At 73.2% G+C, this 26,465-nt stretch carries 23 protein-coding genes; 21 read left to right on the forward strand and 2 right to left on the reverse strand.

Going from position 1 to position 26,465, the window contains the following annotated elements; translation table 11 throughout:
• Positions 1 to 51: 51 nt before the first annotated feature.
• Positions 52 to 288 carry an Lrp/AsnC ligand binding domain-containing protein gene (locus AC4BG9_RS04310; RefSeq protein WP_490569844.1) on the reverse strand — a complete coding sequence of 79 codons (237 nt, stop codon included), beginning with the start codon at positions 286 to 288 and terminating at the stop codon, positions 52 to 54.
• Between the two features lie 119 nt (positions 289 to 407).
• Here AC4BG9_RS04310 and AC4BG9_RS04315 point away from each other — a divergent pair, with 119 nt between their 5' ends.
• From AC4BG9_RS04315 to AC4BG9_RS04395, 17 genes are all read left to right on the forward strand, one after another.
• On the forward strand, positions 408 to 1,358 hold the full coding sequence (locus AC4BG9_RS04315; protein ID WP_490569845.1) for a thiamine-phosphate kinase: 951 nt from the start codon (positions 408 to 410) through the stop codon (positions 1,356 to 1,358).
• Between the two features lie 133 nt (positions 1,359 to 1,491).
• On the forward strand, positions 1,492 to 1,677 hold the full coding sequence (gene rpmB / locus AC4BG9_RS04320; RefSeq protein ID WP_490569846.1) for a 50S ribosomal protein L28: 186 nt from the start codon (positions 1,492 to 1,494) through the stop codon (positions 1,675 to 1,677).
• Between the two features lie 135 nt (positions 1,678 to 1,812).
• Complete coding sequence (locus AC4BG9_RS04325; protein ID WP_490569847.1) at positions 1,813 to 3,465, forward strand: DAK2 domain-containing protein; 1,653 nt, start codon at positions 1,813 to 1,815, stop codon at positions 3,463 to 3,465.
• A gap of 4 nt (positions 3,466 to 3,469) precedes the next feature.
• On the forward strand, positions 3,470 to 5,731 hold the full coding sequence (locus tag AC4BG9_RS04330) for an ATP-dependent DNA helicase RecG (RefSeq protein WP_490569848.1): 2,262 nt from the start codon (positions 3,470 to 3,472) through the stop codon (positions 5,729 to 5,731).
• Positions 5,728 to 6,342, forward strand: a complete 615-nt coding sequence (gene rsmD / locus AC4BG9_RS04335) for a 16S rRNA (guanine(966)-N(2))-methyltransferase RsmD (protein WP_490569849.1) — start codon at positions 5,728 to 5,730, stop codon at positions 6,340 to 6,342. The genes AC4BG9_RS04330 and rsmD overlap by 4 nt, the downstream gene beginning before the upstream one ends.
• Positions 6,342 to 6,836: a pantetheine-phosphate adenylyltransferase gene (gene coaD, locus AC4BG9_RS04340; RefSeq protein WP_490569850.1), complete on the forward strand. Its 495-nt coding sequence runs from the start codon at positions 6,342 to 6,344 to the stop codon at positions 6,834 to 6,836. Before rsmD ends, coaD begins: the two co-directional genes overlap by 1 nt.
• Positions 6,837 to 6,941: 105 nt before the next feature.
• A complete protein-coding gene (locus tag AC4BG9_RS04345; RefSeq protein ID WP_490569851.1) occupies positions 6,942 to 7,466 on the forward strand; it encodes a YceD family protein in 525 nt (174 codons plus the stop codon).
• A 64-nt stretch (positions 7,467 to 7,530) separates the two neighbouring features.
• On the forward strand, positions 7,531 to 7,716 hold the full coding sequence (gene rpmF / locus AC4BG9_RS04350; RefSeq protein WP_489966863.1) for a 50S ribosomal protein L32: 186 nt from the start codon (positions 7,531 to 7,533) through the stop codon (positions 7,714 to 7,716).
• A complete protein-coding gene (gene rnc / locus AC4BG9_RS04355; protein ID WP_490569852.1) occupies positions 7,671 to 8,441 on the forward strand; it encodes a ribonuclease III in 771 nt (256 codons plus the stop codon). Before rpmF ends, rnc begins: the two co-directional genes overlap by 46 nt.
• A gap of 3 nt (positions 8,442 to 8,444) precedes the next feature.
• Positions 8,445 to 9,299, forward strand: a complete 855-nt coding sequence (gene mutM / locus AC4BG9_RS04360) for a bifunctional DNA-formamidopyrimidine glycosylase/DNA-(apurinic or apyrimidinic site) lyase (RefSeq protein WP_490569853.1) — start codon at positions 8,445 to 8,447, stop codon at positions 9,297 to 9,299.
• A gap of 102 nt (positions 9,300 to 9,401) precedes the next feature.
• A complete protein-coding gene (locus AC4BG9_RS04365) occupies positions 9,402 to 9,605 on the forward strand; it encodes a hypothetical protein (RefSeq protein WP_490569854.1) in 204 nt (67 codons plus the stop codon).
• Between the two features lie 68 nt (positions 9,606 to 9,673).
• Complete coding sequence (locus AC4BG9_RS04370; protein WP_490570215.1) at positions 9,674 to 10,897, forward strand: MFS transporter; 1,224 nt, start codon at positions 9,674 to 9,676, stop codon at positions 10,895 to 10,897.
• 34 nt (positions 10,898 to 10,931) lie between these two features.
• Positions 10,932 to 14,480, forward strand: coding sequence for a chromosome segregation protein SMC (gene smc / locus AC4BG9_RS04375; protein WP_490569855.1), 3,549 nt, complete (start codon positions 10,932 to 10,934; stop codon positions 14,478 to 14,480).
• Complete coding sequence (locus AC4BG9_RS04380) at positions 14,477 to 14,938, forward strand: acyl-CoA thioesterase (RefSeq protein ID WP_490569856.1); 462 nt, start codon at positions 14,477 to 14,479, stop codon at positions 14,936 to 14,938. The genes smc and AC4BG9_RS04380 overlap by 4 nt, the downstream gene beginning before the upstream one ends.
• 111 nt (positions 14,939 to 15,049) lie before the next feature.
• Positions 15,050 to 15,232 (forward strand): hypothetical protein, encoded by a 183-nt coding sequence (locus AC4BG9_RS04385; protein ID WP_490569857.1) that lies wholly within the window; start codon positions 15,050 to 15,052, stop codon positions 15,230 to 15,232.
• 36 nt (positions 15,233 to 15,268) lie between these two features.
• A complete protein-coding gene (gene ftsY, locus AC4BG9_RS04390; protein WP_490569858.1) occupies positions 15,269 to 16,411 on the forward strand; it encodes a signal recognition particle-docking protein FtsY in 1,143 nt (380 codons plus the stop codon).
• Between the two features lie 35 nt (positions 16,412 to 16,446).
• The gene (locus AC4BG9_RS04395) at positions 16,447 to 19,626 is read left to right on the forward strand and encodes a glycosyltransferase (protein WP_490569859.1); all 3,180 of its coding nucleotides are present in this window, start codon (positions 16,447 to 16,449) and stop codon (positions 19,624 to 19,626) included.
• Here the strand turns inward: AC4BG9_RS04395 and AC4BG9_RS04400 are convergent, their stop codons facing one another.
• Positions 19,627 to 20,622, reverse strand: coding sequence for a glycosyltransferase family 2 protein (locus tag AC4BG9_RS04400; RefSeq protein ID WP_490569860.1), 996 nt, complete (start codon positions 20,620 to 20,622; stop codon positions 19,627 to 19,629).
• 159 nt (positions 20,623 to 20,781) lie between these two features.
• Here AC4BG9_RS04400 and AC4BG9_RS04405 point away from each other — a divergent pair, with 159 nt between their 5' ends.
• From AC4BG9_RS04405 to ffh, 4 genes are all read left to right on the forward strand, one after another.
• Positions 20,782 to 22,122: an ammonium transporter gene (locus AC4BG9_RS04405; protein ID WP_490569861.1), complete on the forward strand. Its 1,341-nt coding sequence runs from the start codon at positions 20,782 to 20,784 to the stop codon at positions 22,120 to 22,122.
• Positions 22,119 to 22,457 carry a P-II family nitrogen regulator gene (locus tag AC4BG9_RS04410; RefSeq protein WP_489966852.1) on the forward strand — a complete coding sequence of 113 codons (339 nt, stop codon included), beginning with the start codon at positions 22,119 to 22,121 and terminating at the stop codon, positions 22,455 to 22,457. Before AC4BG9_RS04405 ends, AC4BG9_RS04410 begins: the two co-directional genes overlap by 4 nt.
• Before the next feature lie 94 nt (positions 22,458 to 22,551).
• Positions 22,552 to 24,774 carry a [protein-PII] uridylyltransferase gene (locus AC4BG9_RS04415; protein ID WP_490569862.1) on the forward strand — a complete coding sequence of 741 codons (2,223 nt, stop codon included), beginning with the start codon at positions 22,552 to 22,554 and terminating at the stop codon, positions 24,772 to 24,774.
• A gap of 113 nt (positions 24,775 to 24,887) precedes the next feature.
• Positions 24,888 to 26,447, forward strand: a complete 1,560-nt coding sequence (gene ffh, locus AC4BG9_RS04420) for a signal recognition particle protein (protein ID WP_490569863.1) — start codon at positions 24,888 to 24,890, stop codon at positions 26,445 to 26,447.
• Positions 26,448 to 26,465: the final 18 nt, after the last annotated feature.

Raw genomic sequence — 26,465 nt, forward strand, 5'->3', positions numbered from 1 at the left:
CTGGGGACCCGGGGCGTCGTGGAGTCGCGGTCGGCACGTGGGGCGCTGCCCTCAGATGTGCACGACCGGGCAGGTGAGGGTGCGGGTGATGCCCTCGAGGCTCTGCACCTTGGAGACGACCAGCTTGCCGAGCTCGTCGACGTTGCGGGCCTCGGCGCGCACGATCACGTCGTAGGGGCCGGTGACGTCCTCGGCGAGCGTGACGCCGTTGACCTGCGCGATCGCTGCGGCGACCTCGGCAGCCTTGCCGACGTCGGTCTGGATCAGGATGTAGGCCTGGACGACCATCAGGGCTCCTCGGTTCGGTCTCGTGGGCGTTGTCCTGCGTCAACCTACAGGTCGGCCCGGCCACGCCGGTAGGTCGGGCGATGCGGGTCGAGCCCGCCGCGATCTGGTGGGATGGCTCCATGCCTCTTCCCCCGGACGCGACCCTGGCGGACGTCGGCGAGTTCGGCCTCGTCGCCGAGCTCGTCTCCCTCTTCGAACAGGGTGACCACGTGCTGGTCGGCCCGGGCGACGACGCCGCGGTCCTGCGCATCCGCCAGGGTCACGTGGTGGTCTCCACCGACCTCGTGGTCGAGGGCCGCCACTTCCGTCGCGACTGGGCCGAGGCCGAGGACGTGGGCCGCCGGGCCGCCGCGCAGAACCTGTCCGACGTCAACGCCATGGGTGGGCGGGCCCACTCCCTGACCATCGGACTCGCGGCGCCGGCCGACCTGCCGGCCGCCTGGGCGCTGGACTTCGCCCGGGGGTTCGCCGCCGAGTGCGCAGGGGTCGGGGCCAGCGTGGTCGGCGGGGACCTGACCCGGGCCGAGCAGATCGTGGTCTCGGTCACCGTCATCGGCGCCTGCGCCCAGGCCCCCGTGCTGCGCTCCGGTGCGCTCCCCGGGGAGGTGCTGGCGCTGCGCGGCCGTCAGGGCTGGGCCGCCGCCGGGCTGGCGGTGCTGGGTCGCGGGTTCCGCTCGCCCCGGGTCCTGGTGGAGGCCTACCGGCGCCCGGAGCCGCCGTACGACGCCGGGCCGGAGGCCGCCGCGGCCGGCGCCACGGCGATGATCGACGTCTCCGACGGCCTCGTCGCCGACGCCGGGCACCTGGCCGGCGCCTCGGGGGTGCGCCTCGACCTGCGCCGGGAGGCCTTCGCCGTGCCGGAGCCGCTCCGTGCGGTCGGGTCGGCGCTGGGGGCCGACCCGATGGCCTTCATCCTCGGCGGGGGAGACGACCACCCCCTGCTCGCCGCCTTCCCCGACGAGGCCTCGGTGCCCGTCGGCTGGCAGGTGGTGGGCTCGGTCCTCGAGGGCGAGGGGGTCACCGTCGACGGCGAGGCCTACGAGGGCGATGCGGGCTGGGTGCACTTCTGACCGGGCGCCGTCCCGGGCTCGATTTCTCCGGCCGGGGGATGGTCGGATACTCTTGTGCGGTTGCTCGTCGACCGGTTCGTCCTGGTCGCGACGGGCATGTCGACTCAACCAAACGAACTGATCGGAGTGCACGGTGGCTGCCGTCTGCGACATCTGCGCCAAGAAGCCGGGCTTCGGCAACAACCGTCCGTGGTCGCGCAAGATCACGAAGCGCCGCTTCAACCCCAACATCCAGCGCGTCCGCGCCACGGTGGAGGGCACCCCCAAGCGTCTCAACGTCTGCACGGGTTGCCTGAAGGCCGGCAAGGTCTCCCGCTGACCTGACAGCGTTCCAGTCGGCCCCGCGAGCAGCACGCTCGCGGGGTCTTCTGCGTCCCGGGCCCGCGGCCCACTAGCCTGTGGGCGCAGCTCGGGCGGCGTCAGCCTGCCGACGGTCACCAGAGAGGGACGGGGCATGGAGCAGGTTCCCCACGGCATCGCGCTGGACACCATCTTGCGGTTCGTCGACATCGGCACCGACGCCCTCAGCGCCGCCCGGGAGGAGATCGACGCGCTCAACGTCTATCCCGTGCCGGACGGCGACACCGGGACCAACATGTTCCTCACCTTCTCCGCTGCCCGTGACGCCATCCGGGAGCGGGCCGGCAGCGGCGGCGGCGTGCCGGAGTGCCTGGCGGTGCTGCGCCGGGCCGCGCTGCTGGGGGCCCGGGGGAACTCGGGGGTGATCCTGAGCCAGATGCTGGGCGCGGTCGCCTCCCGGATCGAGCAGGCCGACCCGGAGGAGCCCTACGCCCGGGTGATGGCGGACGCGCTGCGGGTGGCCACCGACGCCAGCTACGACGCCGTCGGCGAGCCGGTCGAGGGGACCATCCTCACCGTGGCACGGGCGGCCAGCGACGCCGCCCAGCAGCTCGTCGCGGCGGACACCGACGGCACGCTGCGCGCCAGCCAGGTCTTCGCCGCCGCGGCCGCCGCGGCACGCGAGGCGCTCGCCCGCACCCCCGAGCAGCTCCAGGTGCTGGCCGACGCCGGCGTCGTCGACGCGGGCGGGCGCGGGCTCTGCGTCGTCCTCGACGCCGCCGAGCGCGTCCTCACCGGGCGGGTGCCGGCGCAGGCGCGTGCACGGGTGCCCCGGATCCCGGTACGGCTGCCCGCCGGCGACCTCACGGCCGAGGGCCCCGCCTACGAGGTGATGTACCTCCTGGAGGCGTCCGAGCACGACGTCGTGGCGCTGCGCGCCGAGCTCGGCCGACTGGGCGACTCCCTGGTGGTGGTCGGGGGAGAGGGGCTGTGGAACGTCCACGTGCACGTCGACGACGTCGGGGCCGCGATCGAGGCGGGGATGGTCGCGGGTCGTCCCTACCGGATCCGGGTGACCCACTTCGCCGAGCAGATCGCGCAGCAGGCGGCCCGGGTGGAGACGGGGTCGGGCTCGCGCCAGGGGCGCCGCATCGTCGCGGTGGCGGCGGGCGCCGGGCTCCGCAAGCTCTTCGAGGAGGCCGGGGCGGTCGTGGTCCCGGCCGGTCCCGGGCGGCGCCCCTCGACCGGGCTCGTCCTGGAGGCGATCGAGGAGTGCGGGGCCGCGGAGGTCGTGGTGCTGCCCAACGACCCCGACTCGGTGCGGGTGGCGGAGATCGCGGCCCGGACCGCCGAGGAGTCGGGACAGGTGCGGGTGGCGGTCATCCCCACCCACGCCCAGGTGCAGGGGCTCGCCGCCCTCGCGGTGCACGAGCCCGGCCGCTCCTTCGACCAGGACGTGCTGGAGATGACGGCCACCGCGCGGCACGCCCGTCACGGGGCCGTCACCGTGGCCGCCAAGCAGGCGATGACGATGGCCGGCCCGTGCGAGCCCGGTGACGTGCTGGGAGTGATCGAGGGCGACTTCGCCGTCGTCGGCAACGACCTCGACGAGGTCGCGGCCGGGGTGCTCGACCGGCTGCTGGGCGCCGGTGGCGAGCTGGTCACCATCGTCGCCGGGGCGGATCCGGGCTCCCCGGAGCTGGCGGCGCGGAGCGCCGAGCGCGTCGAGGCCAAGCACCCGCACGTCGACGTGGTGGTCTACGAAGGCGGTCAGGAGCGGTACCCCCTCCTGATCTCGGTGGAGTAGCGCGATGGTCGCGATCACTCCCGACTCGCCCGTGGCGAGCGTCTTCGGCAGGGCGGTCAAGAAGCGGAAGGCGGTCGAGGAGGGCCTCGGGCTGCGGAGCGTGGGCGACCTGCTCTGGTACTTCCCCCGTCGCTACGTCGCCACCACCGAGCTCACCGAGGTCGCCCGGCCGCGTGAGGGCGAGATGCTCAGCGTGGTGGGCCGGGTCCGCAGCAGCCAGGTGAAGTCGTTCACGAACCGGCGGACCAACCGGCTCAGCCACCGCCTCGAGGTGCGCGTCGAGACCGCGGGGCCTGAGTTCACGTTGACGTTCTTCATGCCGCACAAGGGCATGGCCGAGAGCGAGTGCCGGCGGATGGCTCCCGGGTCCCGGGGCATGTTCACCGGGAAGGTGCAGCTCTTCAACCGCACCTGGCAGCTCGCCTCACCGCACTCGGTGATGTTCACCTCCGCGGGGGAGGCCCCGGGTGAGGACGACGACCCGACGGCCGTCGACGCGGCGCTGGCGGCGAGTCTCAAGGGGCTGCTCCCGATCTACCCGGTGACCGCCGGGCTCTACTCGTGGGACCTGCAGAAGATCGTCCAGGTCGCCCTCGAGCTGGTCACCGGCGTGGAGGAGGTGCTGCCTCCCTTCCTCCTGGAGCGGCACGGCCTGCTGGACGTGATGACGGCGCTGCGCTGGATCCACGGACCCGACGACCAGCGCCAGCTGGGCGCCGCGCGCAAGCGCTTCCGGTTCCAGGAGGCGCTGGTGCTGCAGCTGGTGCTGGCCCGCCGCCGGGCAGCCCTGCGCGCCCGCGGGGCGCAGGTCCGCGACGGCGGCGAGGGGCGGCTCCTGGCCGCCTTCGACGCCCGTCTGCCGTTCGAGCTGACCGCCGGCCAGCGCGAGATCGGCGACCTCCTCGCCGAGGAGCTCGCGCGCCCGCACCCGATGAACCGGCTGCTCCAGGGCGAGGTCGGCTCGGGCAAGACCCTGGTGGCGCTGCGCGCGATGCTGCGCGTCGTCGACTCCGGTGGCCAGGCCGCCCTGCTCGCCCCGACCGAGGTGCTCGCCCAGCAGCACCACCGCAGCATCGTGGCGATGATGGGCGACCTGGCCGCGGGAGGGATGCTGGGTGGCGCCGAGGAGGCCACCGGGGTGGCCCTGCTCACCGGATCCATGCCCAAGGCACAGCGGGCCGAGGCGATGCTCCGGATCGCCAGCGGCGAGGCCGGGCTGGTGATCGGCACCCACGCGCTGCTGGAGGAGCGGGTCTCCTTCGCCGACCTCGGCCTGGTGGTGGTCGACGAGCAGCACCGGTTCGGGGTGGAGCAGCGGGCGGCGCTCACCGACAAGGCGCGCACCCCTCCCCACGTGCTGGTGATGACGGCCACGCCGATCCCGCGGACCGTCGCGATGACCGTCTTCGGCGACCTGGAGACCTCGGTGCTGCGCGAGCTCCCGGCCGGGCGGGCCCCCATCCAGACCAACGTGGTGCCGTTGGCGGACCAGCCGCACTGGATGGACCGTGTCTGGCAGCGGGTCGCGGAGGAGGTCGCCAAGGGGCACCAGGTCTACGTGGTCTGTCCGCGGATCAGCGGCGACGAGCCGGAGCAGGGTGAGACCGACCAGCGCGAGGTCGACGAGGACGGGCGGGACACGACGCCCCGCAAGCCGCTGGCGGCGGTCGAGGAGGTCGCCGAGCAGCTGGCGGCCGGCCCCCTGGCCCACGTCCGGGTGGCCCGGCTGCACGGCCGGATGCCGGCCGAGGAGAAGGAGGCCACGATGCGCTCCTTCGCCGCGGGGGAGGTGGACGTCCTGGTCTCCACCACCGTGATCGAGGTGGGCGTGGACGTGGCCAACGCGACCACCATGGTGCTGCTCGACGCGGAACGGTTCGGCGTCTCCCAGCTCCACCAGCTGCGCGGTCGCGTGGGTCGTGGCGGGCTGCCCGGGCTCTGCCTCCTGGTCTCGGCGGCCGAGGCCGGCACCGAGGCGCGCGGCCGGCTGGACGCGGTGGCGGCGACCACGGACGGCTTCGAGCTCAGCCGCATCGATCTCGAGCAGCGCCGCGAGGGCGACGTGCTCGGCAAGAACCAGAGCGGCTTCCGCTCGAGCCTGGAGAACCTGCGCGTGCTCCGGGACGAGAAGACGATCGTGGCCGCGCGGGAGGCGGCGGAGCTGCTGCTGGGCGACGACCCCGAGCTCCTCGGTGCCCCGCTGCTGGCGCGCGCGGTCCGCGAGATGGAGGAGTCGACCAAGTCCGACTTCATGGAGAAGGCATGACCAGGATCATCGCCGGGGCCGCGAAGGGACGCCGCCTCGCAACCCCCGCCGGGGATGCCACCCGGCCCACCAGCGACCGCGTCCGGGAGGCGCTGTTCTCCGCCCTCGAGGCGTGGTGCGGCTCGTGGCAGGGGCTGCGGGTGCTCGACCTGTACGCCGGCTCCGGTGCGGTCGGGCTGGAGGCCTGGTCGCGCGGGGCCGAGGCGGTGACACTGGTGGAGCACGACCGGCGGACCGCCGCGCTGGTGAGCGCCAACGCCCGCACCATCGGGGCCGGAGCGGGGGAGCGGGCGGTGGAGGTCGTGGCCGCCACGGTGAGCACCGCCCTGCGCCGGGCCCCCGCGGCGCCCTACGACGTGGTCTTCAGCGACCCGCCCTACCCCCTGGAGCCGGCCCGGGTGGAGGAGGACCTCGAGCTGCTCGTCGCGGGTGGCTGGCTCGCCGAGGAAGCCCTGGTCGTGGTGGAGCGCTCCGCGCGGGGGCCCGCGCTCCGGTGGCCCCCCGGTCTGGAGGGCGAGCGGCAGCGTCGCTACGGCGAGACGGTGCTTTGGTACGGTCACGCCGTCGGACCCGGTTCCGGGGCCGACCAGGGCCAGCAGGAGGAGAGCTAGTGCGCCGCGCCGTCTGTCCGGGGTCGTTCGACCCGGTCCACCACGGACACCTCGATGTCGTCGGACGGGCCTCGCGGCTCTTCGACGAGGTGGTCGTCGCGGTGGGGGTCAACGCCTCCAAGAACAGGCTCTTCACCGCCGAGGAGCGGATGGAGATGCTGACCGAGGCCTGCGCGGGGTTCGGCAACGTGCGGGTGGCCGGCTTCACCGGCCTGCTCACCGAGTTCTGCACCGCGCAGGACGCAGTGGCGATCGTCAAGGGGCTGCGTGGCGCCAGCGACTTCGACTACGAGCTGCAGATGGCGCAGATGAACGCCGGCCTGGCCCCGGTCGAGACCGTGTTCGTCACCACCAGCCCCCAGTACTCCTACCTGGCCTCGAGCCTGGTCAAGGAGGTGGCGGCCCTCGGCGGCGACGTCTCCGGCCTGGTGCCCGCCTTCGTGCTGAAGCGGTTGACGGCACGGCTCGCGGAGCGGGCCTCCGGTGCCTCCTGACCCGTTTTGCCGCCTGCCCGGGCGGCCGGTTAGACTCACCAAGTTCTGCCTTGCCCCAGCACTGAAAGTGGACCACTGAACAGCTTGGACCCGAGAGCGCCGCTCGTGCTCGACACTCGCGAGCTCGGCCGCCGCCCGGGGTCCCAGCGTGAGGTGGTCCGTTCGGTGCCGGCACCGGCAGAGCTTGGCATCGAAGTCCTTCGTGTCCCCGAGGGGTCGCCGGTCGAGCTCGACCTGCGCCTCGAGGCGGTCATGGAGGGAGTGCTGGTCACCGGAGTGGCGCGAGCCGCTCTGGAAGGCGAATGCGTGCGGTGCCTGGAGCCGATCGACGACGAGGTCGCGGTCAACTTCCAGGAGCTGTACGTCTACGACGACGTCCGGCACGACCACTCCGACGAGGAGCTGGACGACGAGGCCAGCAAGCTCGAGGGCGACCTGCTCGACCTCGAGCCCCTGCTGCGGGACGCGGTGGTGCTCGCACTGCCGTTCCAGCCGCTGTGCCAGGACGACTGTCCCGGGTTGTGCGTCGAGTGCGGTGCACGGCTCGCGGACGACCCGGACCACGGGCACGAGGAAGCGGTGGACCCGCGTTGGGCGGGCCTCGCGGCCCTGAAGCAGGATGAGGACTGAGAAGGTCGGGACCCCGACCGGACGAGAGCACGAGGCCGTCAGGCCCTGGCACAAGGAGATCACAGTGGCTGTCCCCAAGCGGAAGATGTCGCGCAGCAACACGCGCCACCGTCGCTCGCAGTGGAAGGCCGTCGCGCCGACGCTGGTGACCTGCGCCAACCCGGCCTGCGACGCCAAGCACCTGCCGCACCGCGCCTGCGGCGAGTGCGGCCAGTACGGCGCCCGCGCCGCCCGCCGCCAGGTCCTCTGACCCAGGCCCGGCAGCTGAGCACCGAGCAGCTACGGACAGCACTCGGTGATCCGATCCTGGATCCCGAGCTGCTGGACCGTGCGCTGACGCACCGCTCCTACGCCTACGAGAACGGCGGCCTGCCGACCAACGAGCGCCTGGAGTTCCTGGGCGACTCGGTGCTCGGCGTCGTGGTCACCGAGACCCTCTACCGCACCCACCCCGACCTCTCCGAGGGCCGCCTGGCCAAGCTGAGGGCGGCGGTGGTCAACGCGCGAGCGCTCGCCGACGTGGCACGCACCATCGGCCTGGGCGAGCACATCAAGCTCGGGCGGGGCGAGGAGACCACGGGCGGCCGGGAGAAGGCCTCGATCCTCTCCGACACCGTCGAGGCGGTGATCGGCGCCATCCACCTCTCCGGAGGGCTGGGGGAGGCCGCCGAGGTCATCCACCGGCTCTTCGACCCGCTGATGGAGGCCGCCGCCGCCATGGGGGCCGGCCTCGACTGGAAGACCTCCCTGCAGGAGCTGGCGGCCGAGCACCAGCTCGGCGTGCCCGACTACGTGATCCAGGACGACGGCCCGGACCACGCCAAGACCTTCACCGCGCAGGTCCGCGTCGGCGACACGCTCTACGGGCACGGCGCCGGCCGGTCGAAGAAGGAGGCCGAGCAGGCGGCCGCCCAGACCGCCTACGGCGAGATCGTGGAGGCTCGTCGGGTCGACGGGATCCCGAGCGGGTCCTGAGCGGTGCCGGAGCTTCCCGAGGTCGAGGTCGTCCGGCGGGGCCTCGAGCGCCACGTCACCGGCCGCACGGTGCGGGCCGTGGAGGTCCTCCACCCGCGGTCGGTCCGCCGCGACCGGCTCGGTCCCGAGGGCTTCACGGCGGCCGTCACCGGGCGGACCGTCGCCGGCGTCCGCCGCCGCGGCAAGTACTTCTGGCTCGCCTTCGACGACGGCGACGCCCTCCTCGGCCACCTGGGCATGAGTGGCCAGATGCTGGTGCAGGCCCCCGACGCGCCGGCCGAGCGCCACCTGCGGGTGCGCTTCACCCTGGGTGACGACCTCGAGCTCAGGTTCGTCGACCAGCGGATCTTCGGGGGCCTGATGCTCTCGCCCGGCGGGGCCGTCCTGCCCGCCGAGATCGCACACATCGGGCGCGACCCCCTCGACCCCGACTTCGACCTCTCGGCGGTGGCCCGCCGGATCGGGCAGCGGCCCGCCGCCGTCAAGCGACAGCTGCTCGACCAGGGAACCGTCTCGGGGATCGGGAACATCTACGCCGACGAGGCGCTGTGGCGGGCCCGGGTCAACGGGGAGCGGCCCGGCGACCGGCTCCTGCGCAGACAGGTGGTCGAGCTGCTCGGTCACGCTCGCGAGGTGATGGAGGCGGCCCTGGCCCAGGGTGGGACCTCCTTCGACGCGCTCTACGTCAACGTCAACGGGGAGTCCGGCTACTTCGACCGGAGCCTGCACGCCTACGGCCGGGAGGGGGAACCCTGTGAGCGGTGTGGTGCCCCTATCCGGCGGGTCGCGTTCATGAACCGCTCCTCCTACTTCTGCCCGGTCTGCCAGCCCGCGCCACGCCGACGTACCGCCCGGTAACTTTCGCGTGACGTGGAGTTGACCCGGGCGTCGCCCGGTGGGACTCTTGACAAGGGCTGTACAAGACCCTTTCACCGTTCTTCTGACTTCGAAAGGCTGACGATGGCCAAGGCGCTCCTCGGACATCTCGTCGTCGACCAGCGCGGCAGCGCCCAGCTCTCCTCGGAGAACGCTCGGCTGCGCGCGCGGATCGCCGACCTGGAGTCGCTCGTGCGGCAGCTGCAGCACGAGAACGACCGCCTCACCGACCTGCAGGCCGCGGCCCTCCTGGACGACCAGTCGCTCCAGGAGATGCTGCCCGCCTGAACGGGCGGCGCTCCCGGCTCGGTGAGACGATCTCGCCCTCCCGGCTGGGAGTCGACTACCGGCGCCTGCTGACGTCGGTCTGGACGACCAACATCGGCGACGGCATCGCGCTGGCCGCGGGTCCGCTGCTCGTCGCCTCGCAGACCGACGACGCGCGCCTCGTGGCGCTGGCCGCCGCTCTTCAGCGGGTGCCCTGGCTGCTCCTCGGCCTCTTCGCCGGCGCGGTGGCCGACCGTCTCGACCGGCGTCGGGTGGTGGTGGTCGCCAACCTGGCCAGGGCGGGCGTCCTGGTCGTCCTCTGCGCGGCGGTCACCACCGACCGGGTGGGGATCGCGCTGGTGCTGGCGACCATGTTCGCCCTCGGTGTCGCCGAGGTCTTCTCCGACTCCGCCACCTCCACCCTGACCCCGATGGTGGTCGCCAAGGCGGACCTCGGGGTGGCGAACTCCCGCCTCCAGGCCGGCTACCTGGTCGGCAACCAGCTGACGGGACCTCCCGTCGGCGCCTTCCTCTTCGCCACCGGGATGGCGTGGCCGTTCATGGTCCAGGCGACCACCGTCCTCCTGGGCGCCGTGCTGGTCTCCCGGATCGCGGCGGCGCGTGGGGCGGTGCGGCAGGTGAGCGGGACCCGGGTGCGCCACGACATCGTGGAGGGGATGCGCTGGATCCGCGGCCATCGTGCGATGCGGACCCTGGCCCTGGTGATCTGCGCGTTCAACGTGACCTGGGGCGCTGCCTGGTCGGTGCTCGTGCTGTGGTCGATCGACCGGGTGGGGATGGGCGAGGTGGGCTTCGGCCTGCTCACCACCGCTGCGGCGGTCGGCGGGCTGGTCGGGACGGTGACCTTCGGGTGGCTCGAGCGCCGCACCACCCCGGCGGCCCTGATGCGCGGCTGCCTGCTGCTCGAGGTCGCGATGCACCTGGGGCTGGCGCTCACCACGACGGGGTGGCTCGCCCTGCTCATCATGCTGGGGTTCGGGGCCTACTCGTTCGTCTGGTACAACGTCTCGGTCTCGGTCCGTCAGCGGGCTGTGCCCACCGAGCTCCAGGGCCGGGTGGGGTCGGTCTACCTGGTGGCTGTCTTCGGGGGCATGGTGCTCGGGCAGCTGCTCGGCGGGGTGATCGCCGAGCAGTGGGGGCTCGCGGCCCCCTTCTGGTTCGCCTTCGTCGGCTCCGCCCTCACGCTGGCCCTGGTGTGGCGCCAGCTGGGCCACATCGCGGTGGCCGACCGTGCCCCCCTCGAGCCGGCGCGCGCGGAGCGCCCTGCCGAGCCTCCTGCGGAGGTAGTGTGACCCGCGGCCACGCAACCGCGATGAGGAGTCCTGGGTGTACCTGAAGAGCCTGACCCTGAAGGGCTTCAAGTCCTTCGCGTCGGCCACGACGCTCCAGCTCGAGCCAGGCATCACCTGCATCGTCGGCCCGAACGGGTCCGGGAAGTCCAACGTGGTCGACGCCCTCGCCTGGGTGATGGGCGAGCAGGGGGCCAAGTCGCTGCGCGGCGGCAAGATGGAGGACGTGATCTTCGCCGGCACCTCCGGGCGCCCCCCGCTGGGCCGGGCCGAGGTCGCCCTGACCATCGACAACTCCGACGGCGCGCTGCCCATCGACTACGCCGAGGTGACGATCAGCCGCACGATGTTCCGCAACGGCGGCTCGGAGTACGCGATCAACGGCAGCTCGTGCCGCCTCCTCGACGTCCAGGACCTGCTGTCCGACTCCGGCATCGGCCGCGAGATGCACGTGATCGTCGGCCAGGGCCAGCTCGACTCGATCCTGCACGCGACCCCGGAGGACCGGCGCGGCTTCATCGAGGAGGCCGCGGGCGTCCTCAAGCACCGCAAGCGCAAGGAGAAGGCGCTCCGCAAGCTCGACTCCACCGACGGCAACCTGACCAGGCTCAACGACCTGCTCGCGGAGCTGCGACGCCAGCTCAAGCCGCTCGGACGCCAGGCCGAGGTGGCCCGGAAGGCCGCCACCGTCCAGGCCGAGGTGCGCGACGCCCGGGCGCGGATCGCGGCCGACGACCTGGTCACCGCCCGCGAGGCGCTCCAGCAGGAGCTGGCCGACGAGTCGGTGCTGGTGGAACGGCGCGAGGCGGTGGAGGCCGAGCTCGCCGCCGCCCGCGAGGCAGAGGCGCGCCTCGAGGCCGCCCTCCGCGAGGACCTGCCCGCCCTGGCCGCGGCCCAGGAGTCGTGGTTCGCGCTCTCCGGTCTGCGCGAGCGGCTGCGCGGCACCCAGTCGCTGGCCGCCGAGCGGGTGCGCAACGCCCGGGGCTCCTCCGACGAGACCCACGAGGGCGGCCGCGACCCCGACGAGCTCGAGGCGCAGGCGGAGCAGGTGCGGATCAAGGAGCAGCGCACCGCGGCCGAGGTCGAGGAGCTGCGGGCCGCGCTGGAGCGGGCCGTGCAGGCCCGCCGCGAGGCCGAGGACGCCGCGGCCGAGGAGGAACGGCGCATCGCCGGGCTGGTCCGCGCGGCCGCCGACCGTCGCGAGGGCCTGGCGCGGCTGCAGGGCCAGGTCAACGCGCTGAAGTCGCGGGCGGCCGCGGCCGACGAGGAGCTCGGACGGCTGGAGTCCGCGCGTCAGGAGGCGCTGGCCCGGGTCGAGCGCGCGCAGCACGACTACACCGCCCTGGAGACGAAGGTGGCCGGGCTCGATGCCGGTGAGGAGGGGCTCGACGCCGAGCACGAGGCGGCCGTCGACCTGCTCGACGAGGTGGACGAGCGACTCTCCCGGGCGCGCGAGGCCCTGCAGGCCTCCGACCGGGAGCGGGCGGGGCTGCTGGCCCGCAAGGACGCCCTGGAGATCGGGCTCAACCGCAAGGACGGCGCGGGTGCGCTCCTGGCGGCCTCCGACGAGGTGTCGGGGGTGCTGGGCACGGTGGCGGCGCTGCTGCAGGTCAGCCCCGGGTACGAGGCGGCCGTCGCGGCCGCCCTGGGCGCCGCGGCGGACGCGGTCGCGGTCACCGGGATCGACGCCGCGCTCGACGCCGTCCGGCACCTCAAGCAGCACGACCTGGGACGAGCCGGGATGGTGGTGGCCGGTGGGCCGGCGCGCGAGGAGGCGCGCCCCCGGCTGCCGGCCTCGGCGACGTACGCCCTCGACGTGGTCCAGTGCCCGGCCGACCTGGCTCCTGCCGTCGCCACCCTGCTCTCGCAGGTGGTGGTGGTCGACGACCTCGACGCCGCCCGGGAGCTGCTGACCCACGGTGCCGCGACCGCGGTGACCCGGGAGGGCGACGTCCTGGGTGCCCACCTCGCGGTGGGCGGCTCCACCAGCCAGCCCAGCCTGCTCGAGGTGCAGGCGGCGCACGACGAGGCGGTCGACCAGCTGGCGCGGGCCACCGCGGCCTGCGAGCGGCTGGGGTTCGAGATCTCGGGGCTGGAGGGCGAGCGGCTCGAGGCGCTCAAGCGCGTGGACGTCGCGCTGGCGCGGCTGCACGAGTCCGACGCCACGCTGGCGGCCGTGGCCGAGGAGCTCGGCCAGTACGGCTCCCAGGCACGGGCCGCGCGCGGGGAGGCCGAGAGGCTCGAGCGCGCGATCGCCACCGCCACCCAGGCCAGGGAGAAGGACCTGGCCGGCCTGGCCGACCTGCAGGCCCGCTGGGACCAGGCGCAGCAGGCTCCCGAGGAGGAGCCGGACACCGCCCGGCGCGAGGAGCTCAAGGAGGCGGCCCGGGCCGCCCGCCAGGAGGAGATGGACGCCCGCCTGGGCCTGCGCACCGCCGAGGAGCGGGCCCGCGCGATCCACGGGCGGGCCGACTCCCTGCTGCGGGCCGCGGCGAGCGAGCGCGAGTCCCGGGCGCGGGCACAGGCCCGGCGCGAGCGCCTGCTGCGCGAAGGTCGGGCTGCCGAGGCGGTGGGGGCGGCCGTCGCCGTGGTGCTGCATGCCCTGGAGGGCGCGGTCAACCGGGCGGCGCACGAGCGGGGCGAGGTCGAGCGGTCCCGGCACGGCCGCGAGCAGGAGCTGCTGACCGTCCGCGCCCGGATGCGCGACCTGGGGCGCGAGCACGACGAGCTGGTCTCCTCGGTGCACCGCGACGAGATGGCCCGGGCCCAGCAGCGGATGCGGATCGAGCAGCTGGAGGAGCGGGCGCTGGAGGAGCTGGGCCTCGCCCCGGACGCCCTGGTCGCGGAGTACGGCCCGCACAACGCGGTGCCGTCCGTCGCCGAGGTGCCGGAGGGGGAGGAGGCGCCCGAGCCGGTGCCCTTCGTCCGGGAGGAGCAGCTCAAGCGGCTGCGGGCCGCGGAGCGTCAGCTCAGCATGCTCGGGCGGGTCAACCCGCTGGCCCTCGAGGAGTTCTCCGCGATGGAGGAGCGGCACCGGTTCATCACCGAGCAGCTTGAGGACCTGAAGCGGACCCGCAAGGACCTGCTCGACATCGTCCACGAGGTCGACCAGCGGGTCGAGCAGGTCTTCACCGAGGCCTACGCCGACGTGGAGAAGGCCTTCGACTCGACCTTTGCCCGGCTCTTCCCCGGGGGCGAGGGCCGGCTGGTCCTCACCGACCCGTCGAACATGCTCACCACCGGCATCGAGGTGGAGGCGAGACCGCCGGGCAAGAAGGTCAAGCGGCTCTCCCTGCTCTCCGGGGGTGAGCGCTCGCTGGTGGCCGTGGCGTTCCTGGTGGCCCTCTTCAAGGCCCGGCCGTCGCCGTTCTACATCCTCGACGAGGTCGAGGCTGCCCTCGACGACACCAACCTGGGCCGGCTCCTGGAGATCTACGAGGAGCTGCGCGAGAACTCCCAGCTCCTGGTGATCACCCACCAGAAGCGCACGATGGAGGTCGGCGACGCCCTCTACGGGGTGACCATGCGCGGTGACGGGGTCTCGACCGTGATCAGCCAGCGACTGCGCGAGAGCGAGTCGGCATGAGCGCCCCCCGGCCCACCCGCGCCGACTACGTCGCCTGGCGCACGGTGACCACCCGCTGGCGCGACGACGACGCCTACGGGCACCTCAACAACGCGACGTACTACGAGATCTTCGACACCGCGGTCAACGCCCACCTCTTCGAGGCCACCGGGCTCGACGTGCGGGCGCTGCCCCAGATCGGCATCGTGGCCGAGACCGGCTGCCGCTACTTCCGCGAGCTCGGCTTCCCGGCACCGATCGAGACCGGTCTGGTCGTCGACCGGGTCGGCAGCTCCTCGGTGGTCTACCGCATCGGCCTCTTCCAGGGGGAGGGCGAGGAGGCGGCCGCCGAGGGGCGGTTCGTGCACGTCTACGTCGACAACACCCGGGGGGCGGGGGACCGGCCGGTGGTGCCGATCCCCGGCGTGATCCGGGAGGCCGTGCTGCCGCTCCTGCGTCCCGGTTCCGCCACCCGCTGACGGGGCCTGCCCTCGGCCCGAGTGGCGTAGGCAACACGCCGAGGTCCCCAGCCGGCGGCGTTAGGGTGCGAAGGTGGGGGGTCTCGGAGTCGAACCACAGGAGCAACTCGCATGCTGACCGTCATCGTCGTCATGGTGCTCACCCTGCTGGTGGCTGCCGCCGTGCTGGCCTACGTGGCGTTCCCCCACCGGGGCGCGGAGCTCCCGCTGCTGCCGCAGGCCGGGCGCGCGGCCCGCAAGGGCGTGGAGGCCCTGCCGGTGATCGACGAGGAGGAGGAGCCGCGCGGCCCCTGACGTCGCGGACGTGGCCGGTCTGATTGGATTGGGGGCATGGGTGAACTGCTCTATCTGATCATCGGCATCGCTGTCCTCAGCGTGCTGGCCGTGGTGGGTCTGCTGGCCAGTGGCCGTCGGGCGCCGAAGGTGCCCCCGGGCGCCGGCACCGACGTCCTCACCCGACCGGGGACGACGGCCCCGCCGGAGGCGGCCGCCCCCGCTCCACCGGAGACGGTCACCGCGCCCGTCGAGGCGCCTGCCCCGGTCGTGGAGCGGCCGGAGGGCGTGTCCTCCCGGCTCGTCCGTCTCCGCCAGCGCCTCTCCGGCTCCCAGGGCGGCTTGGGACGCGGCCTGCTCGCGCTCCTCTCCCGTGACCGCCTCGACGAGGACACCTGGGAGTCGATCGAGGACACGCTGCTCACCGCCGACATCGGTGTCCGGCCGACCCAGGAGCTGGTCGAGAGGCTGCGCACCCGGATGCGGGTCGAGGGCTCGAAGTCCCCTGACGTGCGCGCGGTGCTGCGCGAGGAGCTGCTGAACCTGGTCGACCCCGGTCTGGACCGGCGCCTGCAGGTCAGCGGCGAGGACGGCAAGCCCGGCGTGGTCCTGGTGGTGGGTGTCAACGGCGCCGGCAAGACGACCACCGTCGGCAAGATCGGGCGCATCCTGGTCGCCCAGGACCGCAAGGTCGTGATGGGTGCCGCCGACACGTTCCGCGCCGCCGCGGTCGAGCAGCTCGCCACCTGGGGGGAGCGGGTTGGCGTGGAGGTCGTCCGGGGCCCCGAGGGGAGCGACCCGGCCAGCGTCGCCTTCGAGGCGGTCAAGACGGGGGCCGAGAACGGGGCGGACACCGTCCTGGTCGACACCGCCGGCCGGCTCCAGAACAAGGCCGGGCTGATGGACGAGCTCGGCAAGGTCAAGAGGGTGATCGAGAAGCAGGCCCCGGTCACCGAGGTGCTCCTCGTGCTCGACGCCACCACGGGGCAGAACGGGATGATCCAGGCCCGGGTCTTCTCCGAGGTGGTCGACGTCAGCGGCATCGTGCTCACGAAGCTCGACGGCTCCGCCAAGGGGGGTATCGTCGTAGCGGTCCAGCGAGAGCTCGGAGTCCCGGTCAAGCTGGTCGGACTCGGTGAGGGAGCCGACGACCTGGCGCCCTTCGACGCCGAGGCGTTCGTCGACGCGCTGCTGGGCTGAGCTCCCCCCCAGAACCGACCAGGAGGCCGCCCCACGTGGACCGACCCAGCATCACCCGGGTTCGACGCGTCCTCGGACGAGTCGTCGAGGGGCGGGTCAGCGCACCCGCCGGCGTCGGCCAGCTGGGGGCCGACGCGTCGCTGCTGATGGACTCGCCGCTCTTCGACGAGGAGTGGTACTCGCTGGTGACGGGCGAGGTGGGCTCCCGGCTGGAGCTGGTGCGGCACTACCTGCGCACCCCGGTCGCGCGTCGTCCCTCGCCCAACCGGCTCTTCGACCGGCAGTGGTTCGCCGAGCACCACCCCGCGGACCTGAGCGACCGCGACGTCTTCCTGGTCTACCTGCGCCGCCGGGCGTGGCGCGCCGCGACCCACCCTCTCTTCGACACCCGCCGCTACCTGCGGCGCACGCCGGGTGCGAGCGCGCACCCGCACGGCCCGCTCGGGCACTACCAGGAGGTGGGCGCGGCCGCCGGAGCGGCAGCCAACCAGTGGCTGCTGGGGGAGGACCAGGCGAGCAACCCCGACCTCCTCGCCTGGATCGCCGAGCGCCGCGCCGAGTGGGCCCGGCGCCGCACCGCCGCGGCGAGCCCGGCCAGCACGCGCGACGACCTGCGCCGAGGCCAGGAGGTGCTCGCCGGCTACGACCACGTCGTCCCCGTGCCGCCCGCCGGGGGCCCGCTGGTCACGGTCCTGCTCGCGCCGGGGCGCGACCCCGGTCACCTGGCCACGTCCCTGCGCTCCCTGCGTGCCCAGGTCCTCTCCTCGTGGGAGGTCGTGGTCCTCGACGAGGGGGTCCTGCCCCAGCTGGAGGAGGTGCTCGCGGCCGAGCTGCCCGACGGCCGCTGGTCGACGGTCCCGGTGCCGGAGGACGCCCGCCCGGCGGCTCTCAACACCGCGCTCGCCTCGGCGCGAGGTCAGTGGGTGGCCTTCCTGGAGGCCGGCGACACCTGGTCCCCGGACCGGCTGCGCCTGATGGCGGCGGTCGGGCAGGTGGAGGACCGGTCGGTGCTGGTCGACGTCCTGCGCCGGGTGCGCCGCGACGGCTCCTCCGCGCTGGTCGGCGGCGGGCTGCCCCGGGAGCCGGTCGCCCAGCGCGTCGGCGTCGACCTCGCCCGGCTCGTCGTCCGGCGCGAGGCGCTCCGGACGGCGGGGGGCTTCGCCGACGACCTGCCCGGCGCCTGGGTCTTCGAGCTCGTCACCAGGCTGGCACCCAGGTTCGGCCTGCACGCGGTACCCCTCCAGGGCGTCACCCGGCACGCCTCGTGGGCCTCGGAGGCACGGCGGCGACCGGCGGGCGACCGCCCGGTGCTCGAGCACGCCACGGTGAAGTCCTGGGCCGACGTGGTCCTCAACCGGTCCCTCATCGACTGGCAGGAGGCGGCCCGGACCCCGCGCGACCCCGGGACGGTCTCGGTGGTGATCCCGACCTATGCCGACTGGGAGATGACCCGGGCCGCGGTCGAGAGCGTGATGGCCGCTGCCGAGGACAGCGACCTGCGCGTCGAGGTCCTGGTCGTCGACAACGGGTGCGACGCCGAGGCCTCGGTCGTGCTCGACTCCCTGCCGGTGCGCTTCGAGGGCGTCCGCGTCCTCCACCTGCCCACCAACCACGGGTTCGCCCTGGGCAACAACCTGGCCCTGCCGCACGTCGGGGGCGCCACCGTGGTCTTCCTCAACAACGACACCACGGTCGAGACCGGATGGCTGGAGCCGCTGGTCGACGCCCTGGCCGACCCCGCGGTGCTCGGCGCCCAGTCGCTGCTGCTCTATCCCACCGGTGTGGTGCAGTCGGCAGGCGTCGCCTTCCCCGTGACCGGCGGGCTGCCGCACGCCTTCCTCCAGGGCTTCCCCGTCGAGGACGCGGCCGGCGTCGAGGAGCTCTCCTTCCACGCCCTCACCGGCGCCGCCCTGGCCCTGCGCACCGAGGACGCGGTGGCGCTCCAGGGGTTCGACCCCGTCTTCCGCAACGGGATGGAGGACGTGGACCTGTGCCTGCGGCTGGCCGCTCGCCGGCCCGGCCGCTTCACCGTCCGCCCCGACTCCCGGGTCACCCACCACGAGTCGCAGACCCCGGGGCGCTTCGACGCCTTCGACACCAACCGCACCCTCTTCCTCCAGCGCTGGGAGCACGCCCTGCCGGGCGACGACGAGGAGCTGTGGGCGACGCGAGGCTTCCGCGTGGTGGACCGGGCGGTCGCCTTCCGGCACCGCAAGCAGCGCCGGCTCGGGGTGCCGGAGCCGGTCCTGGTCCGGGAGGCCCGTCCGCAGATCTCCCAGTCGCCGCCGCGGCTGCGGTGGGCGATCAAGAATCCCGCCCCCTTCGGTCCGGAGGCCGAGCGCTGGGGCGACACCCACTTCGCGCGGGCGCTGGCAGCGGCGCTGCGCGAGCTGGGCCAGGAGGTGGTGATCGACCACCGTCCCGAGCACGAGCGCTACACCGGCCGGTTCGACGACGTCTCCCTGGTGCTGCGCGGGCTGGCTCCCTACCGGCCCTCGTTCGAGCACGTCACCCTCGGGTGGGTCATCTCCCACCCCGAGATGCTCCCCACCGCCGAGGCTGTCTCCTACGACCGCCTCCTCGCCGCGTCGGCGACCTGGGCCCAGCGCAAGTCCCGGGACTGGGGGATCAGGGTCGAGCCGATGCTCCAGGCCACCGACCACCGCCTCTTCCACCCCGACCTCGCGGTGCCCGACACGGGTCACCCGGTGCTCTTCGTCGGGGGCTCCCGCAAGGAGTACCGCCCGATCGTCCGCGCGGCGGTGGAGGAGCGGCTGCCGCTGTCGATCTACGGCAGCCAGTGGCGCCCGTTCGTGGCGGGGCGCCTGATCAAGGACACCTACCTCCCCAACTCCCGGCTCGGCGCGGCCTACCGGTCGGCGGGCGTGGTGCTCAACGACCACTGGGAGGACATGCGGACCGACGGCTTCATCTCCAACCGCCTCTTCGACGCCGCCGCCAGCGGGGCCCGGGTGATCACCGACGACGTGGTCGGCCTCGACGGCCTGTTCGGGCGCTCGGTGCAGGTGATGACCTCGCGCGCCCACCTCGTCGAGCTCAGCTCCCTGAGCCGGCCCGACGAGGTCTTCGGCTCCGACCAGGAGCGGCGGGAGGTCGCCGCCCGGATCCGGCGCGAGCACTCCTTCCGCGCCCGGGCCGCCCGGCTGGTCGAGATCGCCCTGGAGGCTCGTCGCGAGCGGGGCTTCGACCGCTGATCAGGCGGTGCGGCCGGTCCGGCTCTCCGCGGAGTCGCGGGTCAGCTCGAGGTGACGACGCAGGGCGGTGTCGCCGAGCTCGTCGGGCACCGGGGAGGTCTCGTCCGACTCCAGCACGGCGGACAGGAGGTCGGGCTGCAACGCCCGGGAGACCAGGGCGCGCAGGTGGTCGCGCAGCCACGGCTCGTAGCGGAACTCGCCGCCCGGCTCGCCGGCGGCCAGCTCGACCTCGTCGGGGCTCCGCGCCAGGTAGGACTCCTCCAGGGTGCCCTCCTTCCAGCGCCGGTAGTCGGCCATCCCGTGGTGGTTGGGGCTCGGCTTGAGGTCCGGTGAGGCCTCGTAGCCGCGACCGGCGTTGACCACCTTGCGCTCGAACTGGGTCCAGGAGCGCCACGGCAGGTGCAGGACCTCCATCGACACCGCGGGATCGGGCTGGCCGTTGCTGGGCATCGAGGTGAAGTGGTTGCCCTGCTGGACCACGATGTCGCACTCGCCCCGGTGCACCGCGTTGGGCGTCGGCTGGGCGTGCAGCCCCACCGAGCGCAGCGTCTCGTTGCTGCGCTGGTCGCGCCAGACCAGGCGGGAGAGGCCGCTGCCCGACCAGCCGGCCGGGCCGATCAGGTTGACCACCGGGACGGTGAAGGCGTTGAGGTGCAGGGGGGTCCGCTCGAGCGCCTCGCGCACGCTCAGGCCACGGTCCAGCGGGACCAGGAACTCGTCGGCGTCCAGGTTGAGGACCCAGTCGGCCCGGTAGTGCGTGCGCGCCCGGCGGGCCATCCGGGTCACCACGTCGCGCTGCTGCTTGCGGTGCTCGGGGTCGTTGTGCAGCTCGACGCGCCCGGTCCGGGCGTAGGCCTCCAGCACCTCGCGGGTCCCGTCCACCGAGGCGTTGTCGGTGACGATGAGCTGGTCCAGGCCCTGGGCCAGATGGTGCTCGACCATGGCGGCGACGATGTCGACCTCGTCGCGCACCATCAGCGTCCCGATGATCCTCACAAACCCGCACCTTAGTTCACCGCGACGATCCCCGCCGCGTTCACATGGGTGTAACACCAGGGCCGAAGACGTTGCATGGACGCAACATGCTTCGGCACACGTCGAAATGTGGTGGCCCGAAGGTTGCTGGCATCACTCCCCGAGGCAACTGGAGGTCCAATGGACTACGGCTACCACGCCTGGATGCTGATGTCGGCATCACTGGTCCTGATGATGACGACGCCAGCACTGGCGCTCTTCTACGGCGGCATGAGCCGCTCCAAGTCCGTGCTCAACATGATGATGATGTCCTTCTCTGCGATGGGCGTGATCGGCGTCGTCTACGTGCTGTGGGGCTGGTCGATGTCCTACGGGTCGCAGGACGTGGCGATGCTCTTCTCCAACCCCTTCGAGCTCTTCGGGCTCAAGGACGTGGGCGGGCAGGACTACATCTTCGTCGGCTTCCAGCTGACCTTCGCGGTCATCACCGCGGCCCTGATCAGCGGCGCGGTCGCCGACCGGCTGAAGTTCTCGGCCTGGATGCTCTTCCTGCCCCTGTGGGCGACGCTCTCCTACTTCCCCCTGGCCCACATGGTCTGGGGCGGCGGGTTCCTGAGCGGCGCCACCAACGGCCTGGCCGACCTGATCTTCTCCGGCGCCGACGGTGCCGAGGTGGCCCCGATCGACTACGCCGGCGGCACCGTGGTCCACATCAACGCCGGTATCGCCGGCCTGGTGCTGGTGCTGCTCCTGGGCAAGCGGCTCGGCTTCGGCAAGGAGCCGATCAAGCCGCACAACCTGCCGCTCACCATGATCGGCGCCGGCCTGCTCTGGTTCGGCTGGTTCGGCTTCAACGTGGGCTCGATCGTCTTCAGCGGCGAGAGCCCGGAGAAGGACGCGGAGGCGTTCCTCAGCGAGACCAGCCTGGTCTGGCTCAACACCACCATGGCCGCCGCAGCCGCGATCCTGGGCTGGCTGGTGATCGAGAAGATCCGCGACGGCAAGGCCACCTCCTTGGGTGCTGCCTCGGGTGTCGTCGCCGGTCTGGTCGCGATCACCCCGGCCTGTGGCTCGCTCTCCCCGGTGGGCGCGATCATCCTGGGCCTGGTCGCCGGTGCCCTGTGCGCCCTGGCCGTGGGCCTGAAGTACAAGCTCGGCTACGACGACGCGCTCGACGTGGTCGGCGTCCACCTCGTGGGTGGTCTGGTCGGCACCATCGGCATCGGTTTCCTGGCCACCAGCGGCGGCCTGTTCTACGGTGACGGCATCAAGCTGCTCGTGATCCAGTTCGTGGTCGCGCTCTTCGCCATGATCTGGTCGGCCGTGGCCACCCTGGTCGTGGCCCTCGCGGTCAAGGCGGTCATCGGGCTCCGGGTCGACGAGGAGGTCGAGGTCGAGGGCATCGACTTCGCCGAGCACGGCGAGTCCGGCTACGACTTCGGCGGTGCCGGCGGCACCCGCCGGGGAGTCATCGGTGGCACCGCCACCTCGGAGCAGGTCAAGGAAGGAGCCACCGCATGAAGCTGGTCACCGCGGTCATCAAGCCGCACAAGTGGGAGGACGTCCGTGAGGCCCTGGAGACCTTCGGGGTCGCGGGGATGACGGTCTCCGAGGTCAGCGGCTACGGCCGGCAGAAGGGTCACACCGAGGTCTACCGCGGGGCGGAGTACGACATCGCCCTGGTGCCCAAGATCCGGATCGAGATCGTGATCGACGACGCGGACGCCGAGGACGTGGTGGGGATCGTGGTCAAGACCGCCCAGACGGGACGGATCGGCGACGGGAAGGTCTGGGTCAGCCCGGTCGACACCGTGGTCCGGGTCCGGACGGGCGACAAGGACGAAGCCGCTCTCTGAGCCGCACGTCCCACGCACAGGTCGGGGGAGGCCCGTCCCGGGCGGCGCACGCCGTCGGGGACGGGCCTCACCCATGTCCGGATGAGGAGAACCGATGACCCAGGTCGAACGAAGTGAGCGCACCGCGCGCGCGGACGCGCTCTGCCGCGAGGCCTACCAGGCGGCAGGAGGGCCGGAGACCGGCTTCTCGCTGGTGGCGGTCGGCGGCTACGGTCGCGGCGAGCTGGCGCCCTGCTCCGACCTCGACGTCGTGCTCGTGCACGACGACGGGCTCGACCCGGCGGCGCTCGCCTCGGTGCTCTGGTACCCCCTGTGGGACTCGGGTGCCCGGCTGGACCACTCGGTGCGCTCCTTCAGCGAGACGGTCGGGACCGCTGCGGCGGACCTCAAGGTCGCCCTCGGGCTGCTGGACGTGCGCCACCTCGCGGGGGACCCCAACCTGACCCTGCGGCTGCGCACCACCGTGCTCGCCGAGTGGCGGCGCGCGGCCCGCGAGCGGCTCCCCGAGCTCGCCGCGATGGTGCGGCGCCGCCACGAGCTGGTCGGCGAGCTGGCGCACGCCTCGGTGCCAGACCTGAAGGAGGCGGCCGGCGGGCTGCGGGACGCCTGCATCCTGCGGGCGCTGGTGGCGACGTGGCTGGTCGACGTGCCGCACGTCGAGCTCGAGCGCGGCCGGCAGGCGCTGCTGGACGTGCGCGACCACCTGCACGCCACGACCGGCCGGCCCGTGGACCGGGTGGGCCCGGAGAGCTGGGCGGAGATCGCAGGCGGACTCGGACTGCCGAGCGCCGACGCTGCGCAGCGTGACGTCCGGCGGCACGGCCGGCGCATCGCCCACCTCTCGCGCCTGACCTGGCGCCGGGTGGAGGCGGTGCTGGCCCGGCCGCGGGCCACCGGCGCTCGCCGGCCCCGGCTCCAGCCGCTGGCCCCGGGGGTGGCGGAGTCGGCGGGGGAGGTGGTGCTCGACGGGCGGGTGGAGCCGTCCTCGGACCCCCTCCTGCTGCTGCGGGCGGCCACCGAGGCGGCCGAGCGCGACCTGGTCCTCGCCCCGGCGACCGTCGCCCGGCTGGTCGCGGAGTCACCGCCCCTGAGCAACCCCTGGACCGAGGAGGCCCGCCACCTGATGGTGCGGCTGCTGGCCTCGGGGCCCGGGCTCCTGGGCGTGTGGGAGACCCTGGAGGAGACAGGCGGGCTGGATGGCCTGCTGCCCGAGTGGGAGCGGATCCGGCTGCTGCCGCACGCCTCGGTCATCCACCGCTTCACCGTGGACCGCCACGTGGTCGAGACCTGCATCGAGGCGTCGCGGCTGATCCGGCGGGTGCCCCGCCCCGACCTGCTGATGGTCGCGGCACTCCTGCACGACATCGGCAAGGGGGGCCTGGTGGAGCACAGCATCGCGGGCGAGCCCCTGGCCCGCGCCGTGGCCGCCCGGATGGGGTTCTCTCCCGCCGACGTCGCGGTGATCGGGACGCTCGTGCGCTGGCACCTGCTGCTGCCGGGCGTGGCCACCACCCGCGACGTCGACGACCCGACCACGGTGCAGGAGGTGACCGACCGGGTCCAGACCCGCCTCACCCTCCAGCTGCTCGCCGCCCTGACCGAGGCCGACGCGCTGGCCGCGTCGGAGAAGGCGTGGTCGAGCTGGCGTGCCGGGCTGGTGGGCGCCCTGGTCCGGCGCGCCGACGCCGTCCTCGACGAGGGACACGACGTGGGCACGCTCCTCGACCCGGCGGACCGTGAGCTGCCGGTGCCCGAGGTCCTGGTCGAGGGGGCGGCTCCCGTCTCGATCACGGTGGAGGCGAGCGACGACGGGTCGATGATCACCGTGATGGCGCCGGACCGGGTGGGCCTGCTCGCGGACGTGGCCGCCATGCTGGCGCTGCACCGGACCCCGGTCCGGGGGGCTCGCGCCTGGTCCCAGGGCGACCTGGCCGTCTCCCAGTGGGAGGTCTCGGGGACGGGCCTGGAGCCCGCCGTGCTGCGCCAGCGGTTCGAGGCCATCGTCGAGGGGCGCATCGAGCCCTCGGCCAGGCTGCGCCCGATCGAGACCCGCGGGCTGGACCCGTCGGTCGCCGTGCGGCCGGAGGCGTCCCGGCGGGCCACCGTGCTGGAGGTGCGCGCCGCTGACCGCCCCGGCCTGCTCCACCACGTGCTGGCGGCGGTCGCCGCGCTCGGCATGACGGTGACCTCCGCCCACGTGGACACGCTCGGCCCCCAGGCGGTCGACGTCTTCTACCTCCAGGAGATCGGTGGCGGAGCGCTGACCGACGCCCGGGCGGCGTCGGCCGCCCACGCGGTCAGGGCCGCCCTGACCTGAGCGCCGCGAGGTACGCGGGTGCGGGGCGGCCGGTTAGTCTTGTGCGCAGCCATCGCGGCACCATCGCCCCACCTCCGCCCCGCGCCCTGGGGCCCTCGACGCAAGGAACGCACGTGTTCGCCACACTCTCCGACCGGCTCGCCGAGACCTTCAAGAACCTCCGTGGCAAGGGGAGGCTCTCCGAGGCCGACATCGACGCCACCGCCCGGGAGATCCGGATCGCCCTCCTCGAGGCCGACGTCGCGCTGCCCGTGGTCAAGGAGTTCGTCGGTGCGGTCAAGGAGCGCGCACGGGGCGAGGAGGTCAGCCAGGCGCTGAACCCCGCCCAGCAGATCGTCAAGATCGTCAACGAGGAGCTCGTCAACATCCTCGGCGGCGAGACCCGGCGGCTCCGCTTCGCCAAGACCGGGCCGACGGTGATCATGCTCGCCGGCCTCCAGGGTGCGGGCAAGACCACCCTCGCGGCCAAGCTGGCCCTCTGGCTCAAGGAGCAGAGCCGCACGCCGCTGCTGGTCGCCGCGGACCTCCAGCGGCCCAACGCCGTCAACCAGCTCCAGGTCAACGGCGAGCGGGTCGGCGTCCCGGTCTTCGCACCGGAGCCGGGCAACGGCGTCGGCGACCCGGTCCGGGTGGCCCGGGCGGCGCTGGAGGAGGCCAAGCGGACCCTGCACGACGTGGTCATCATCGACACCGCGGGCCGGCTCGGCGTCGACGCCGAGCTGATGAAGCAGGCCGCGGACATCCGCGACGCGGTCGACCCCGACGAGGTCCTCTTCGTGGTCGACGCGATGATCGGCCAGGACGCGGTCAGCACCGCCCAGGCCTTCCTCGACGGAGTCGGCTACGACGGCGTGGTGCTCACCAAGCTCGACGGCGACGCCCGCGGTGGGGCCGCGCTCTCCATCGCCTCGCTCACCGGCAAGCCGGTCATGTTCGCCTCCGCCGGCGAGAAGATGACCGACTTCGACCTGTTCCACCCCGACCGGATGGCGTCGCGGATCCTCGACATGGGGGACATGCTCACCCTGATCGAGCAGGCCGAGAAGGCCTTCGACCAGGAGCAGTCGCTCCAGGCGGCGGAGAAGCTGCTCCAGGGCAAGGGCGACTTCACCCTCGACGACTTCATGCAGCAGATGCAGCAGCTGCGCAAGCTGGGCTCGATGACGAAGATCATGGGGATGCTGCCCGGGATGGGGCAGTACCGCGAGCAGCTGGAGAACTTCGACGAGCGCGAGCTCGACCGCATCCAGGCCATCATCTCCTCGATGACGCCGGCCGAGCGGGCCAACCCCAAGATCATCGACGGCTCGCGTCGGGCCCGCATCTCCAAGGGGTCCGGCACCACCGTCTCCGACGTCAACCAGCTCGTCGACCGCTTCTTCGAGGCGCGCAAGATGATGCAGCAGATGGCCAAGGGCGGGATGCTGGGCATGCCGGGCATGCCGGGCCTGCCGGGCATGGGTGGCCCCAAGCGCGGCAAGCAGCCCAAGAAGGGCAAGGGCAAGTCCAAGCGGGTCTCCGGCAACCCGGCGAAGGCGGCGGCGCAGAAGGCCGCCGGCGGCAAGCAGCCCGGGGCGGGCGCCAACCCCTTCGGGGGCGGCGAGGAGATCGACTACGAGAAGGCGGCCGCGGCGCTCGACCTGCCCAAGGACTTCTCCAAGTTCCTCAAGTGAGCTGACGGATCACCCGCC

It is taken from the genome of Nocardioides sp. Z40_12 (assembly GCF_058215795.1).

What these genes read in the sequence shown, in the direction of transcription:
- AC4BG9_RS04380 (WP_490569856.1), top strand. Translation starts at nt 14,477, where the DNA reads ATGAGCGCCCCCCGGCCCACCCGCGCCGACTACGTCGCCTGGCGCACG.
- AC4BG9_RS04315 (WP_490569845.1), top strand. Translation starts at nt 408, where the DNA reads ATGCCTCTTCCCCCGGACGCGACCCTGGCGGACGTCGGCGAGTTCGGC.
- AC4BG9_RS04325 (WP_490569847.1), top strand. Translation starts at nt 1,813, where the DNA reads ATGGAGCAGGTTCCCCACGGCATCGCGCTGGACACCATCTTGCGGTTC.
- ftsY (WP_490569858.1), top strand. Translation starts at nt 15,269, where the DNA reads ATGGGTGAACTGCTCTATCTGATCATCGGCATCGCTGTCCTCAGCGTG.
- AC4BG9_RS04405 (WP_490569861.1), top strand. Translation starts at nt 20,782, where the DNA reads ATGGACTACGGCTACCACGCCTGGATGCTGATGTCGGCATCACTGGTC.
- AC4BG9_RS04365 (WP_490569854.1), top strand. Translation starts at nt 9,402, where the DNA reads ATGGCCAAGGCGCTCCTCGGACATCTCGTCGTCGACCAGCGCGGCAGC.
- rsmD (WP_490569849.1), top strand. Translation starts at nt 5,728, where the DNA reads ATGACCAGGATCATCGCCGGGGCCGCGAAGGGACGCCGCCTCGCAACC.
- AC4BG9_RS04385 (WP_490569857.1), top strand. Translation starts at nt 15,050, where the DNA reads ATGCTGACCGTCATCGTCGTCATGGTGCTCACCCTGCTGGTGGCTGCC.
- AC4BG9_RS04310 (WP_490569844.1), bottom strand. Translation starts at nt 288, where the DNA reads ATGGTCGTCCAGGCCTACATCCTGATCCAGACCGACGTCGGCAAGGCT.
- AC4BG9_RS04410 (WP_489966852.1), top strand. Translation starts at nt 22,119, where the DNA reads ATGAAGCTGGTCACCGCGGTCATCAAGCCGCACAAGTGGGAGGACGTC.
- AC4BG9_RS04330 (WP_490569848.1), top strand. Translation starts at nt 3,470, where the DNA reads ATGGTCGCGATCACTCCCGACTCGCCCGTGGCGAGCGTCTTCGGCAGG.
- AC4BG9_RS04415 (WP_490569862.1), top strand. Translation starts at nt 22,552, where the DNA reads ATGACCCAGGTCGAACGAAGTGAGCGCACCGCGCGCGCGGACGCGCTC.